The sequence below is a fragment of the Erwinia sp. CGal63 genome (assembly GCF_037026505.1).
Taxonomy (GTDB): domain Bacteria; phylum Pseudomonadota; class Gammaproteobacteria; order Enterobacterales; family Enterobacteriaceae; genus Erwinia.
Window position 1 is genome coordinate 1,702,846 of record NZ_JAKUMN010000001.1, and the last position, 14,913, is coordinate 1,717,758.

A 14,913-nucleotide genomic window follows, 5' to 3' on the forward strand; every position below is an offset into this window, starting at 1 on the left:
CGGCAAACCTTCTCAACGCTGGCGCAGCCTTACTTTTACCAGGCCGCTATTCTCTTTCTGTACATCAATGAATCTTTCGCAGTTTTAGCGCAAACGGTTGGCAATTTTTTCAGAGTGGCGTTACCCTGATTCCTCGCTTGGTTACAACGGACTTTTACTATGTTTGAACGCATTGCAGCTGCACCCGCCGATCCTATTCTTGGCTTAGCCGACCTTTTTCGCGCGGACGACCGTCTTGACAAGATCAATCTGGGCATCGGCGTTTATAAAGATGAAACCGGCAAGACGCCGGTGCTGACCAGCGTAAAAAAAGCCGAGCAATTTCTGCTGGAAAATGAAACCACTAAAAACTATCTCAGCATTGATGGCCTGGCCGATTTTGGCAAATGTACTCAGGAACTGCTGTTCGGCAAGGACAACGCTATCCTGCGCGACAAACGCGCGCGGACGGCGCAAACCCCTGGCGGTACAGGCGCACTGCGCGTAGCGGCGGATTTTATCGCTACGCAAACCGGCACGAAACGCGTCTGGGTAAGCAACCCGAGCTGGCCTAACCATAAAAACGTCTTTCAGTCTGCCGGACTAGAAGTCTGTGAATATCAATATTACGATGCGGCCAGCCACGCGCTGGACTTTGACGGCATGTTAAACGCGCTGCGTGAAGCGCAGTCAGGCGATATCGTGCTGTTCCACGGCTGCTGCCACAACCCTACCGGTATCGATCCTACGGCTGAGCAATGGCAGACGCTGGCCAAGATGTCGCTGGAAAAAGGCTGGCTGCCGCTGTTCGACTTCGCCTATCAGGGCTTTGCCCGCGGTCTGGAAGAGGACGCAGAAGGCCTGCGTATTTTCGCCGCTGGCCATCAGGAGCTGATTGTCGCCAGCTCCTACTCCAAGAACTTTGGGCTTTATAACGAGCGTGTCGGCGCCTTTACGCTGGTTGCCAGCGCGGCCGACATTGCCGACACCGCCTTCAGCCAGGTGAAAGCCACTATTCGCGCCAACTACTCTAACCCGCCTGCGCACGGCGCTGCCGTAGTGGCTACCATTCTGAGCGACGATTCTCTGCGCAAGCTGTGGGAGCAGGAGCTGACCGATATGCGCCAGCGCATCCATCGTATGCGCCAGCTGTTTGTTAACACGCTGCAGGAAAAAGGCGCGAAAGGTGATTTCAGCTTTATCATTAACCAAAACGGCATGTTCTCGTTCAGCGGCCTGACCAAAGATCAGGTGATCAGACTGCGCGAAGAGTTTGGCGTCTATGCGGTTAATTCAGGCAGGGTCAACGTGGCAGGAATGACGCCGGACAATATGGCGCCGCTGTGCGAGGCCATTGCCGCAGTTCTTTAGCCGATAATAAACGGAGGGCGGACAACCCTCTTCCGCCCTGTCGCGAAATAAAAAAGCCTGCGCATCGCAGGCTTTTTTACGCGTTGCTCATGAATTACTGCAGAAAAGGATTGGAAATTCTTTCTTTACCCAGCGTAGAGCTGGGGCCATGACCAGGCAGAAAAGTGACATTATCGCCCAGCGGCAGCAGCTTATTTTTAATGGCGGCAATTAAATCCGCGTGGCTGCCCTGCGGAAAATCGGTGCGTCCCACGCCGCCGTTAAAGATAACGTCTCCGGAAATCAGCAGACGGGAGGCACGATCGAAAAAGACGATATGGCCAGGCGTATGGCCCGGACAGAGCAGGATCTCCAGCGAAATATCGCCGACCCGCACCACTTCGCCCTCTTCCAGCCAGCGGTCCGGCGTCAGCGGCGCGCATTCCGGAAAACCGAACATCTGGCTTTGCATCGGCAGTCCCTGCAGCCAGAACTCATCCGCTTTATGCGGCCCAACGACAGGTACGGCATAAAAAGCGGCCAGCTCCGCCGCCGCGCCAACGTGGTCAAGGTGGCCATGCGTCAGCAGAACCTGCGTCACGGTGACGCCCTTTGCCGCTGCCTGAGCTTTGATTTTTTCGGCGTCGCCGCCCGGATCGACTACCGCCGCCTGCAGCGTGACCGGACACCAAATCAGCGAACAGTTTTGCGAAAACGCGGTTACCGGAATAGTTTCATAATTCATAGGGCTCCATTAATCCCGGTACGCCAGGATCTCTTACCAGTGCCTTGCGGGCCCGGTATCAATATGCACAAAGTTACTTCTCGGGTAGTATCCTACACCGCCTGCCTTCATGGAAAGCGCCGCTTTGCGAATATTGCTGAGAGCAATGCCCTCAATATGAAAATCCATTGCCTGGCCCAGCGTATGGTAGCTGTGCTTAGCGACGCCGCTGCCGCGTTCGCGCAGCGAATTGTTAGTAGCCAGCGTACGATAACCGGAAATCAGCTGTACGGGTTTACGCGTATCTAACAGCGCCTGCAGACGATAAAGCTGGTCAAAGAGATGCGGATCGATGCTCTTAACCTGATTGGCGCGATAATCACGAAAAAAATGGTTCAGGCGTGTCAGCTCATCTCTGTTATAGCTTTTACCATTGAAAAATTCGGTTTTCAGGCTTTCTCCGGTGTGGAGATTATTCAGCGTCAGTATGCGTGGACGTGAAGTGGAAAGCGAAGCGAAAGCCTGGCCCGGAAGCAGCGACAGGCCTAGCGCCGCGCCACCCAGAGCCAGTAATTTACGGCGATGAGAGTCGAATTTATCCATTAATCTGTGTTACCCAACTAAAAGTTCTGAAACGGCGGAAATGTTCACCGCCGGGAACCTTAACCGGGTAAAAAAGCGACGTCAACCGACGAAACGTGACGGATACGACAATTCACAGAAGGGCTGTCGTACCCGCCTGACGGCTTCACGATAACTTTCAGGCGTAACAGTTGAATAATCAACTACTAGAGCAGTAACTGACCGGCTTTAGCCAGTGCCTGCACGCCGGAGCGCGCCGTGACGTCATAATTGTAAATATCTGTACGAAACTGAGTGCGGCCATCATCAGCGACCCAGGCAGTCAGATAGTAGAGGTTAACCGGAATACGGTGACGAACCGGAATATAACGCGTGTCACCTTGCTTAAGCGTGCTGGAAATACGCGAATCATTCCAGCCTGCGTCCTGTAACAGCAAATTAGCCAGTTCAGACGCTTTATTCACCCTGACGCAGCCGGAGCTTAGCGCCCTGATATCCTTCTGGAACAGATTATGGTTAGGCGTATCGTGCAGATAAATGGCATCGGAACTTGGCATATTGAATTTATAACGTCCCAGTGAATTCGTGGCGCCTGGAGCCTGTCGAATACGATAAGGGAATGAGGCTGCAGAGACCATTTGCCAGTCAATCATGGAAGGATCGATCACCTCTGCATCGTTGCTCCAGCCGGAAAGCAGCGTGTAATTATGCTTATAGAGATAGCTCGGATCGCGCTTAACTTTGGGAATAATATCCTGCCGCACCAGCGTAGTCGGCACGTTCCACGGCGGGTTAAGCACCACGTTGTTTAATGCGCTGCGCATGAGCGGCGTTTTGCGATCGGGACGACCGACGATAACGCGCGAAGCTAAAATCTGATTGCCGTTCAGATAGTATTTCAGCGAGTAGTTGGCAATGTTGACCATAATGCCGTTGTGCATATCGTCCGGCAGCAGCCTTAAACGCTGAATATTCAGCGCCAGCAGCGAGGCACGCAGCTGGGGAGAAACATTAAGCCATTCACGCGTTCTGGGGCCGATCACGCCGTCGGCCTCCAGTCCCTGCCAGCGCTGGAATCGTTTTACGCCCTCAACCAGCTCGTCCGAATAGACATGCGTGGGATTGGCCGGCACGTCGTTTTGCACCAGCCCAACCGCGTCCGGCGTAGTGGTCAGCGGCGTCTGCGGGGCAGGAGAAGCGGAAGGACTGACCGTGACTTCTTCATCGACAAATCCCGCCGGCACCGGCGCGCCAGACACCACATCATCCGGCTTCGGCGTATCGCCTTCCGAGGTCAGCATATTAGTACGTTGCAGAATGTCACGCAGCGCGGGAACATCGTCGCTAAGCTGGCCAGGACGTAGACTTTGCCGGTTGGTCAACTGCGGCCAGGCGCGATTATCGGCCAGCAGCGCTTTCAGCGCCTGATGCATCAGCGGATACTGCGGATGCTGCGGAGCCAGCGAAGCCACAAAGGTATGCGTAGAGCCCTGCCCGACCGCGCGCTGCCACTGGTTGATCACCGATAAAGTCGGCACCTCCAGCTTGTAAGGCACGTTGCTGTAAAGCCAGGTTTCGCCTTTAGCAGGTACCAGCGAAGTGAATTGCAGATAGCCAAGCATGGCGTCTGAAAGTGCTACATCCCGCTGCATGCCGGTTACTGCGGGATCGGTAAGCATTTTAATCCACTGAGTAAATTGCGGCTGCACGCCGGAAATAGCCACTTCAGCCAGCTGCTGCTGAAACTGCTGAACCGCTTCGCGATCCTGCCACATCGGCTGCATATGATGTGCAGCGTAGAGCGATGCCAGCGTGTTGAGATAAAAAGGACGGTAGCCGCTGCTGTTAAACAACGACTGAAGCTTTGCCTGCGCCTGAGAGACGGAGACGGCGGCTTTCACTGGTGAATGCGGCGCGGCCACAGCCGCAGGAACACTCTGCCCAAGCGCTAATAGCAGGCAGCAACCTGAGCTGAACTTTGCCAAATAAGATCCTGTCAGCAACATCCCTTGCCTCCTGTAACGGGTCTGAACGGGCGACGACCCTGATTAATCACTGTTATAAGTATAGAAAAGAAAACGGCGTTTGCGTGTGCCGCAAGCGCCGTGAGAGAGAGTAATTCGGCGGCGCAAATTTTGCCATATCCGCCGCCGACTATTTTGTGCGGTTTACGTCACGAGGTCAGCTGCGGGGTGATATCCGCCGCTGAATTGGCCGAAGCCGCCGGTTCAGCCGCGAATCCGCGCAGGCCGACCACATGCACGTGTTCGCTGTTGTTGATCACTTTACGTACCAGCTTGTAGGTGGTGCCCTTCTCCGGACTGATATTCTCTGGCGCGGCGATTATCAGCTGCATCTCCAGACGGTCGCAAAGCTCGAACAGCGTGGCGATCGATTTCGCATCCAGACGCGCCGCCTCATCCAGGAACAGCAGTCGGCAAGGCGAGATATCTTTACCGCGCAGGCGACGGGATTCCTCTTCCCAGCTCTGCACCACCATTACCAGAATCGACATGCCGGTACCGATAGCCTCACCCGTTGACAGCGCACCGCTTTCCGCTCGCAGCCAGCCGTCTGAACCGCGGTTGACCTCCACCTCCATAGAGAGATAGTTGCGGTAATCCAGCAGCTCTTCGCCGATGGTTTGCGGCGTACGCTGGCCCATGTCAATCTGCGGATTCAGCCGCTGATAGAGCTTCGCCAGCGCTTCCGAGAAGGTCAGGCGCTGGCTTTTGAACAGATCCTGATGCTGCTCGTGCTGCTCGGAAAGCACCTCCAGCAACGTGGCGTGCGTTTCCCGAACGTTGACGTTAAGCCGTACGCTGTGCACCTGACCAAAGCTGACGTTTTGCAAACCCTGGTTCAGCTGGCGAATACGGTTCTGCTCGCGCTGAATGGTTTTGCGAATGATGTTCGCCACGCTGCGCGAGCTGATAGCCAGCATCTGTTCGCGGGCGGTCAGCTCTTCGCTCAGGCGGCTCAGCTCGATCTCCATCTGCTCAATCGCCTCTACCGGATCGTCCGTACGAATAATATCCTGACGGATGCGCTCGCGCAGATGCTGATAGACCGCGATAAAGAATTCGATTTTCCGCTCCGGCCGCTTTGGATCTTCCGACAGGCGCAGGATATCGCGCAGGTGTTCGTTATCGGCAACCGCCAGACGCAGCGCGCCCAGAGCCTTATCCGACATAGAGCGCAGCTCGTCGCCGCCCAGATAGGCCAGCTCGCGACGGTGCAGACGGCGCTCGACGCCGTTATCCTTCACCATACGCAGCACGGCCACCCAGCCGGCTTTGGCGCTGACTACCTGCTCGCGGCTCTGATGGTAGTCGCGTTCCACGCGCTTGAGTTTTTTCTGCAGCGCGTCCATTTCCGCTTCGCAGAAGGTCAGCTGTTTCTCCAGCTGGTTGCGGCGGCTACGATTATTGCTCAGCGCCGTGTAGAGTTCGTCACGACGCAGGCGCGCGCGCTCTTCGGCGCTGGCATCGGCCTGAACACCGATCGCCTGCATCTCCTGCTGCAGCTCTTTCAGCATATCCCGTTTGGCGTCATAAGAGCTTTTCAGCGAGGCGAGAACCTGGCTGTACTGCGTCAGCTGCGCCTGGTGACTGCGCAGCTGTTCGCGCGCTCGCGCGCGCTCCGCTTCCGCCTGCTCAAGCCGACGGCGCAGCTTCTCGTTCAGATCGCTGTTGCCGTCAAGCATACCCGCCGAATCGGCGTAGCTGAAGTGCGCGCGCCGCTGCACCACCTCGGTGATGGCAAAAGCCTGCTGCCGCGCATCGCGCTGCGCCTGCTGTGCCTGCTGATAATCCAGCATGAGCTGCTCGTGCTGCTCCGGATCGCTTTGCAGCACCGTAACCAGCGGCTCCAGTTTCGCCAGGCTGGCACCATGCTGCTGCAGGAAGCGCGCCGCTTCCTGCGCCTCGTCCAGCCGCTCCAACAGCTCTTCATGGCGATCCTGCAGCGTTTCGTCCAGCAGCAGACCAACGCGCGGCATCAGCCGGTTAAGCTGAGAAACGCCCTCTTTCGCCTGCTCGAACTGCTGGCGCTGCTGCTGGTTTTCGCTTTCGTGACTGCTGATAGCGCGCTCCAGCTCGCTGCGGCGCGCGTTCAGCTGACGAATTTCCGCTTCCGGATCCGAATCGAAAGCGATGCCCAGATGGCCGCCGATAAAGCGGCTGAACGCCTGATGCAGACGCTGCGTTTTCTGGACGTCAAAAGAGAGCGTAGCGTAACGCTCCGCCAGGGTTTCACGCTCGGCGCGCAGCAGCTCCAGCTGGCTCTCGCGGGCGGCACGGCCAAACAGCGGCACTTTAGGGAAGCGCGAGTAACGCCACTGGCGATCGCCAGCTTTAACCACCACCGCTTTTTGCAGCTCTTCAACGTTAAAGACGCTGTCGTCAAAAGATTGCGGATCGCCTTCGATCAGGTAGAGATCTTCCGGGCACTCTTCCAGGCCATCCAGCTGCTCGCGCACCAGCGACAGATCCGGCACCACGATCGCATGACGCGCCGGGCCATACAGCGCGGAGAAGTAAGGCGCATCCTCAATGGTGACGTCGTCATAGATTTCAGACAGCAGCACGCCGCCGAAGCGCTCGGCCAGCTGGTTCAGGCGCGCGTCTTCCGAACCGCCCGGCTGGCTCAGCCTTTCAATCTGGTTTTCAACCTCGCGCTTGCGGCTGGCGACCTCATCGCGCTCAACGGTGGTTTCGCGCTCACGCTCCAGCAGCCGCTGCATATGCTCGGTGACCTGCTGCCCGTTTTCCAGCGCTTCGCCAGTCTGCTCACGCAGCTGGGTCAGAATCTCCTGGGCATTGAGCCACTGCGGCGCCTGCCGCGTCAGGCGGGCGATGCGTTCGCGCACCTGCTCCAGCTCCTGCCGCATCGCCAGACGGCGTTCGCCCGCGTCGGCCACGCTTTCGGAAAGCTGCTCAATGCGTGCTTCCAGCTCGTACTGCAGGGCCTCCAGCTCTTCCGGCGCATACTGCTGGCCATGCTTTTTACAAAACTCGTTCAGCAGACGCTCGGCTTCCTGCTGCTCACGCAGCCGCTGCTCCATCTCCGCCAGACGCGAGCGCAGCGACTGTAGCTGGTCAGCATGGTAACGCTGATTGGCGGCATCGCGCAGCAGTTCGCGACCGGTCTGGTATGCTTCGCTGCGGCTCACCGGCCCGGCAATGCGCGCGACCAGCTCAAAGGCCTGCTCAAACTGGCTGTGCGCGGCCTGCGCCACGCTCATTTTTTGCTCCAGCATCAGCAGCCTTTCCGTGGCTTCCTGCTCTTTGGCCTGGAAAGTTTCCTGCCATTCCTGAGCGTTCTCGATGGTCAGCTCGCGGATTTGGCAAGTTTCCTGCGCGCGCTGCAGGGCAGCCAGCGCCTGCTGGTACTGGATCGCCCGCGTCTGCTGTACGTCCAGCGCCTGCTGATAGTCGGCCAGCTGGCTTTTCAGCTCGTCAACTTCCAGCTCGGCGGCCTCGGCGCGCGCTTCGTTCTCTTCCTGCACCTCGCGCGCTTCGGCTACCACTTCGTTCTGCTCTTCCAGACGGTAGGTCAGCTCGTCGATATCGCCTTCATAACGCTCGATCTTTTCCTGCTGGCGCATGGCGGTTTGCACCAGGTTCAGGTGATCGCTGGCGCTCTGATAGTCGGTTTCCAGATCGCTTTCCGCGGCATTGTGTTCCGCCAGCTCGCGCGCCATTTCCACATGGCGATACTGCTCGACAGCCAGCTGTTTACGGCTGCCGAACAGTTCACTGCGCTGCTGCAAAGCGCCATCCAGATGTACCCGACGCTCGTTGGCGTGGCGCATATAGTCGGCGGCGACATAGCTGGTCGCTTCAGAGATTAGGTGCTTGAAAAGATCGCGATCGGATTGCGTAACGCGAATCGCCTCCAGCGTCATGCGGTTTTCGCGCAGCGCCGCTTCCATATCCTGGAAGGCCTTACGCACGCCGCTGTTTTCCGGCAGCAGGTAGTCGCGCAGCGAGCGCGTAATGGCGCTGGAGATACCGCCGTACAGTGAGGCTTCGATCAGGCGATAATATTTGCTGCGATCGGCCGCTGAACGCAGGCGGCGCGCCACTATGCCCAGGTCGAACATCAGCGAGTGATATTCGGTAATGGAGTTAAACTGCCTGAACTGCACGCTCTCCATCGCCTCGAACTTCTCTTTCAGCTCGCTGAGCGGCAGCACGCGAGCCTGACGGGCATTCACCGTCTCGGTCAGGATTTCGGTCGGGTTAATCGAGGTTGGCAGACCGTGGATGCTGAAGGGTCTGATATCTACCTTACGATCGCGGCCAGCAATCTGCTGCAAACGTACGCCGACGATAACGCGCTGGTGCAGCGAGTTGACCACGTCCAGCGCCGCGTAGCAGACGCCCGGTTTGAGCTTGCCGTGCAGCCCTTTATCGCGCGAGCCGGAGGTGGCGCCCGCTTCCGTGGTGTTGCGAAAGTGCAGCAGCGTCAGATCGGGGATTAGCGCGGTAACGAAAGCGGCCATCGTGGTCGATTTCCCCGCGCCGTTGCCGCCGGAAAGCGTGGTGACCAGCTCATCCAGATCGAAGGTACGGGCAAAGAAACCGTTCCAGTTAACCAGCGTCAGAGAGCGAAACTTTCCGCGTTCAATCATTCTTCTTCCTCCGCCTGCACGGCGTCGTTGCCTTGTTCTTCTTCATTCTGCCGGGACGGGCCGTTTTCAATCAGCATCGCCTCGCCGTCCCGAATCATTCTCAACTGCGCTTCGCGCGGATCGTCTCCGCTGCGCACGTCCGCGCCAAAGCGGAACACGGATTCGGTAATGCGAAATTTGCTGCTGTCATGCCCCATAAACCACACCATGCCCAGACGACGCAGACGACTCAACGAAGCGCGCATTTTTTCCTGCAGCTTCTGACGATCGAGATCCGATCCCGTCGAGCGCTGGTTCACCAGCTTCAGCAGTTTGCCTTCATCCGCCAGCGCCAGCAGTTCGTCATACAGCTCCTGCTGGGTGAAGATGCCTTCGTTAGCCAGACGTTCCGGGCTGAGATAGAGCCAGCAGAGCACTTTGCCTACCATCATATCGAGTTCGGAAAGCACCGAACGCGCGATGAGCGTAGTGGAGCGCGGACGCAGATAGAAAAAGCCTTCCGGCGCGCGGATCAGCTCCACGTTGTAGCGCAGATAGAACTCTTCCAGGTACTCCTGGTAATCCATCAGAAAAGCGTGGTTGTCCAGCTCCTCAATGCCAATATGGCGGCCTGCGCGTAGCTGGCTGTCGAGCGCGGGAAACAGCGGATTGGCCAGCGCCATCGCCAGCTTAACCGGCATCACTTGTTCAATATTTATCGATGACATGCGCCTGTACCTTGGCTCCGTAATCATTAATGGCCTGCCACTCGGCGGGCAGACCGGAAAAATCAGCTTCGGCGACGCCTAAACGCACGGCCTGGTCAACGACGATCCTCGCCACGTCAAAGTGGCGGGCGCGTGGATATTGCGCCAGGTAGTCGCGCATCACCACGCCCAGGTTCAGCGGTTTTTGCTGGGCTTTATAGATCGCCAGCGCCTCTTCGATCATGGCCGCCAGCTGCTCGCGTATTTCGCTCAGCTCTTCATATTCCAGCTCGGAAGGCAGCTCGCCCATGACCTCTTCGTTGCGCAACGTCAGCTCTTCGTCGCGTACATCGTACAAACGCTCGGCGCTGGCGTAGGAGAGCGCCCAGGGCGCGTCGAAATAGCTTTGCATCGACTGACGCAGGCGCTGGGCGAAGACGCGGTTTTTATCCATATCGATCGCGGTACGGATAAATTTGTGTACGTGGCGGTCGTAGCCGATCCAGAGATCTATCGCCTGCTGGCCCCAGCTGATAATGCGGTCGAGCTTGTTCTGCAGATCGAACACCAGCTTATCGATAAAGCCTAAATCGGGGCTGCCCAGCGTCGCGTCCTGAATGCGCAGCAGGTTAGCCTGCAGCTTGTCGCCCGCCGCTTCCAGCGTATCCTGCAGCTCGCGCAGCGTACCGGAGGTTTCGTTCAGCAGCATCTCGCAGCTTTCGATGGCGGCGCGCCAGTCTTTATTCAGCAGCTGGGCGATATCGTCTTTCACCGCCTGCTGCTGCTCGTCCATAATGCGCTGGGTGATATCTATGCTGTCGAAAATCTCGGCGACGGAATATTTCAGCGGCGCGAAGACGTTGCGGTGCCAGTGAAAATCATCGCCGTCTTCTTCCGCCGCATCCGCCGCGCGCTTGAGTTCGCCGGCCACGATAGAGAGCTGCATGGAGAGCCGCAGCGTAGAAAATTCACGCTGACGGATATAGTAATCGGTGATGCCGATAGCGAGCGGCGTCAGACGATAGATTGCCTGACCTTCGGCATGTTCGCTGGTGAAGCGGTTAAGTAAACGCTGGCGTACCATATCGTTGATCGCGTTGTTGGCGCGCACGCTGACGGTTTCGCTGGTCTGTTCAAATCCTTCGCTAACGTGGCGAAAGGCGTCCGTCAGTTCGCCTTCGCTCATCTCGCCATCCATACGCTCGCCGTTAAGCGTGGCGACCGCCAACAAAAAAGCCAGACGTTCGGTAGGCAGCGAGACGGAAAAATCGTTTTTTCGCGCCCAGGCAACCAGCTCCGGCACTGTCTGGGAAAAATCACTCATGCTTCGTCCTTTATGGGCTTCCGCGCAGTTACGTGGATATAGCGACCCAAACTTAAAAATGGCTCCTGGCGACAGAAGCGTTTCTCCAGCGCCAGGATCTCTTCAAATCGTTCTGTTTGCTTGTGCTTTTCGCGCATATAGTCATGAAAGACGCGCACGCCGGCTCTGTCTTCAATAATAAATCCGGCTTCCGTCAGCCAGCGATAAACCTGCTCCGGATCGCGCGGATAGTCCGGCGACAGGGTTTTACGCTTGCGTTTGCGCAGGTCGGCCTGCATATAGCCGAAGTTGCCCAACACCAGCGTCTGCATCATCAGCCCGTTGAGGTTGTAGAACATCAGCGACAGTACGCCGCCCGGCGCCAGCGCGTCATGAAGCGCGGCCAGCGCCGCTTCCGGTTCGGCGACCCATTCAAGCACAGCGTGAAACAATACCAGATCGACGGGCCGATCCAAATGCTGACCGACCGCCTGCGCGCTGATTTGTCTGAATTCCATGTTGTCGCTCACACCTTTTTCACTGGCGTTAAGGCGGGCGCGCTGCAGCATTTCTTCAGAGAGATCACAGAGTAAGACCCGATGGCCGAGACTGGCGAGCCCGCAGCCGGTTTGCCCTTCTCCACCGCCTGCGTCGAGCACGCTCAGCGGCCTTTGCGGCAGCGTCGCCAGAATCGCTTCCAGCTCTTGCCAGACGATAGCCTGGCGAATACGGCCTTTAGTGGTGCCATAGATATTCTGCGAAAATTTTTCCGCCATATCGTCAAAGTTGCGATCCTGCATAAGCGGGCTCCGGGCTGGGCAAAAGGTGAATCCGGCGGCTATTTTGGCATACACTGAGGGAGAATGAACCTTTCCGTCACTGCTTCGCTTTCGGGTGGCGTTTTTTCGGACAAAAGGAAGCTGTTTTCATGCTTTTTACGCTTAAAAAAGCGATTGGCGGCCTGCTGCTGCCCCTGCCGCTGCTGCTGTTAATCATGGCAAGCGGGCTTTTTCTGCTCTGGTTCAGCCGCTGGCAGAAAACCGGCAAAATAATACTCTCTTCGGGATGGCTGATTTTGTTTTTGATCAGCCTGCAGCCTGTCGCCGACGCTTTGCTGGCGCCGGTCGAAAATCATTACGCTACGTGGCGCGGCAGCACAAAAGTGGATTATGTTGTGGTGTTGGGCGGCGGCTACACGTGGAATCCGCAATGGGCGCCCGGATCTAATATGATCGGCAACAGTTTACCCAGGCTGGTAGAGGGGATACGGCTGTGGCGAGAGAATCCGGGATCGAAAATGATCTTTACCGGTGCGGCCGCGCAGAATAATCCTGTCAGTTCGGCGGAAGTTACCGCGAGAGTCGCACAAACGTTGGGTGTACCACGCAGCGAAATCGTGACGCTGGATAAGCCGCGCGACACCAGTCAGGAAGCGGTCGAGGTAGCGAAAATCGTCGGCAGCCGCCCTTTTTTACTGGTGACTTCCGCTTCTCATCTGCCGCGCGCCATGCTGTTCTTTCAACAACAGGGGCTGCGCCCGCTGCCTGCACCAGCCAATCAGCTGGCGATCGCCTCGCCGCTTAATACATGGGAAAAAGCGCTGCCTTCCTCGCTCTGGCTGGGCCACAGCGAGCGCGCTGTTTATGAGTCGCTGGGCCGCCTCTGGCAGAAGCTGACCGCGCCTTCACGCCAGCCAGGGCAGCAGTGAATTGGCGGCCAGATCGAAGCGGGCGCGGTTGAACTCTCCGTGATGGATCAGCCGATCCACTTCTTCCCACAAAACATAGAGCCAGCGTCTGGCGATAAAGCCTTCCGCAACGGGCGCCTGCTGCAGATAGCGAAACAGCAGCGCCTCCGCCTGGCCTTCTTCGCACAGCCGGAACAGCTCATATTCGCGCGGCGCCCACAGTACCCTGCCGGGATTGATCATCGACAGCAGCTGATCGCTCCAGGCTTCTTTCAGCATGTTGCTCAGCGACAGATTGCCATGCACCAGCACGCAGGGATCGCTGAAGTCATCAAAAAGTGCGCACAGGTTCTGGCGACAGCGAAAAAGCAGCCGATGATCTTCCATCGTCAGCGGCTCCGGGCGCATATAGCCCAGCGTCGACCAGAGCACTTCGACACGCTGCTTGTACCAGGCGGGCCACTTGTTCTCCTGCGTGCTGTCCACCGTTCCCACCAGTCCATGACTGTCGATCCGGTGCCAGGCCAGCAGCGCGGCGACGATTTGATCCTGCAGCTGTTGCCAGCGTGCCGGCGTACGCGCTGGCGCCTCTACCGAAACGCCGCCCATCCTTTCAATCAGCAGGATCTCATGCTGCGGCGGCAGCTGGCTGACGATTAGCCCGTAAACCACGGGCATACGTACCGTGCTCTCGCGCGCCAGCATCGATAGCTTATAAGCTTCCTGCGAGGCTATGCCCCGGGTAGTGAAATATTTCGCCATCAGCGGCAGAGAATGGCCTTTGCCGTCATAAAGCGAATAAACGCTGGCATAAGGTTGCTCGCTGATACATTCGAGACGGCTGAGCGTCTCGCCCAGCACTATTGAGAGTTCTGAACGAAGTTGTTCCATCTGCTGCTCCTGATTACAAGCGAGACCAATTTGTTGTTTTTTACCTGGTAAAAGCAACGAGCAGAGAAACAGGGCCGTAATCGACCCTGAAAGTTTTACCGCATAGCGGCGCGAACGCGTTCTAAATCTTCCGGCGTATCCACGCCCGCGCCCGGAACGGCCTGGGCAACATCCACGTGGATTTTTTCGCCGTACCAGAGTACGCGCAGCTGTTCAAGCAGCTCAATCTGTTCCAGCGGGCTGGTCTGCCAGCTGACGTAGCGGCGAATAAAACCGGCGCGGTAGCCGTAGATACCGATGTGACGTAAAAAACTGTCGCCGATTTCATTTTTCGAGACGGCGAAGCGCTCGCGATCCCAGGGAATAGCCGCGCGCGAGAAATAAAGCGCGTAGCCCTCAGCATCCCTGACCACTTTCACCGCATTGGGATTAAACGCTTCAGCCGCCGAGTCGATCGGCACCGCCAGTGTCGCCATGCCCGCGCTGCGCTTCGCCAGATTTTCGGCTACCTGACGAATGATGACCGGCGGGATCATCGGCTCATCGCCCTGTACGTTGACGATAACCGTCTCGTCAGAAAACTGGTATTTCTCGATCACTTCGGCCAGCCGCTCTGTGCCGGACTGGTGATCGGCTCGCGTCATACAGACCTCGCCGCCTGCCGCTTCAACCGCGCGAGCGACTTCATCGTTGTCCGTAGCCACGATTACGCGTTCGGCGCCGGACTCACGCGCTCGCTCCATAACATGCACGATCATCGGCTTGCCATGAATATCCACCAGCGGTTTTCCCGGCAGCCTGGTAGAGGCATAGCGCGCCGGAATGATGGCGACAAAACTCATGGATGCGTCTCTTCCAGTGAAAGCGAACGCGCTTCGGTTTCCAGCAGCACCGGAATATTATCGCGCACTGGATAAGCCAGACCATCAGGCTTGCAGATAAGCTCCTGTTGATCTTTGTTGTAAAAGAGCTTGCCGTGGCAAACCGGGCAAGCAACGATTTCGAGCAAACGATGATCCATGGTATCTCCCTGGTGGATCCGGTCAGACAGAGCGTTAGAATATCATAGCTCGC

The 14,913-nt window shown here is 57.5% G+C and carries 12 protein-coding genes; 2 read left to right on the top strand and 10 right to left on the bottom strand.

Annotated features, from left to right (window positions below):
- The first annotated feature begins 159 nt into the window (after positions 1 to 159).
- Positions 160 to 1,350, top strand: coding sequence for an amino acid aminotransferase (locus MKZ79_RS07790; RefSeq protein WP_336141043.1), 1,191 nt, complete (start codon positions 160 to 162; stop codon positions 1,348 to 1,350).
- 94 nt (positions 1,351 to 1,444) lie between these two features.
- Here MKZ79_RS07790 and MKZ79_RS07795 read toward each other — a convergent pair whose 3' ends face one another.
- The 7 genes from MKZ79_RS07795 to cmoM all read right to left on the bottom strand — a co-directional run bounded on the left by MKZ79_RS07795 (position 1,445) and on the right by cmoM (position 12,061).
- Complete coding sequence (locus tag MKZ79_RS07795) at positions 1,445 to 2,074, bottom strand: MBL fold metallo-hydrolase (protein WP_336141044.1); 630 nt, start codon at positions 2,072 to 2,074, stop codon at positions 1,445 to 1,447.
- Between the two features lie 33 nt (positions 2,075 to 2,107).
- Entirely contained in the window at positions 2,108 to 2,656 is a 549-nt protein-coding gene (locus tag MKZ79_RS07800) for a YcbK family protein (protein ID WP_336141045.1), read from the bottom strand.
- 185 nt (positions 2,657 to 2,841) lie between these two features.
- Entirely contained in the window at positions 2,842 to 4,641 is a 1,800-nt protein-coding gene (gene ldtD, locus MKZ79_RS07805; protein WP_336141046.1) for a L,D-transpeptidase, read from the bottom strand.
- A gap of 167 nt (positions 4,642 to 4,808) precedes the next feature.
- A complete protein-coding gene (gene mukB, locus MKZ79_RS07810) occupies positions 4,809 to 9,272 on the bottom strand; it encodes a chromosome partition protein MukB (RefSeq protein WP_336141048.1) in 4,464 nt (1,487 codons plus the stop codon).
- Positions 9,269 to 9,979 (bottom strand): chromosome partition protein MukE, encoded by a 711-nt coding sequence (mukE, locus tag MKZ79_RS07815; RefSeq protein WP_336141049.1) that lies wholly within the window; start codon positions 9,977 to 9,979, stop codon positions 9,269 to 9,271. Before mukE ends, mukB begins: the two co-directional genes overlap by 4 nt.
- Entirely contained in the window at positions 9,960 to 11,282 is a 1,323-nt protein-coding gene (gene mukF / locus MKZ79_RS07820) for a chromosome partition protein MukF (RefSeq protein WP_336141050.1), read from the bottom strand. The genes mukE and mukF overlap by 20 nt, the downstream gene beginning before the upstream one ends.
- The gene (gene cmoM / locus MKZ79_RS07825; RefSeq protein ID WP_336141051.1) at positions 11,279 to 12,061 is read right to left on the bottom strand and encodes a tRNA uridine 5-oxyacetic acid(34) methyltransferase CmoM; all 783 of its coding nucleotides are present in this window, start codon (positions 12,059 to 12,061) and stop codon (positions 11,279 to 11,281) included. Before cmoM ends, mukF begins: the two co-directional genes overlap by 4 nt.
- A gap of 128 nt (positions 12,062 to 12,189) precedes the next feature.
- Between cmoM and elyC the strand changes: the two genes are divergently transcribed.
- Positions 12,190 to 12,969 carry an envelope biogenesis factor ElyC gene (gene elyC, locus MKZ79_RS07830; RefSeq protein WP_336141052.1) on the top strand — a complete coding sequence of 260 codons (780 nt, stop codon included), beginning with the start codon at positions 12,190 to 12,192 and terminating at the stop codon, positions 12,967 to 12,969.
- Here elyC and MKZ79_RS07835 read toward each other — a convergent pair.
- The 3 genes from MKZ79_RS07835 to MKZ79_RS07845 all read right to left on the bottom strand — a co-directional run bounded on the left by MKZ79_RS07835 (position 12,946) and on the right by MKZ79_RS07845 (position 14,860).
- Positions 12,946 to 13,839: a YcbJ family phosphotransferase gene (locus tag MKZ79_RS07835; protein ID WP_336141053.1), complete on the bottom strand. Its 894-nt coding sequence runs from the start codon at positions 13,837 to 13,839 to the stop codon at positions 12,946 to 12,948. The genes elyC and MKZ79_RS07835 overlap by 24 nt on opposite strands.
- Before the next feature lie 95 nt (positions 13,840 to 13,934).
- The gene (kdsB, locus tag MKZ79_RS07840; protein WP_336141055.1) at positions 13,935 to 14,681 is read right to left on the bottom strand and encodes a 3-deoxy-manno-octulosonate cytidylyltransferase; all 747 of its coding nucleotides are present in this window, start codon (positions 14,679 to 14,681) and stop codon (positions 13,935 to 13,937) included.
- On the bottom strand, positions 14,678 to 14,860 hold the full coding sequence (locus tag MKZ79_RS07845; RefSeq protein WP_336141056.1) for a Trm112 family protein: 183 nt from the start codon (positions 14,858 to 14,860) through the stop codon (positions 14,678 to 14,680). Before MKZ79_RS07845 ends, kdsB begins: the two co-directional genes overlap by 4 nt.
- Positions 14,861 to 14,913: the final 53 nt, after the last annotated feature.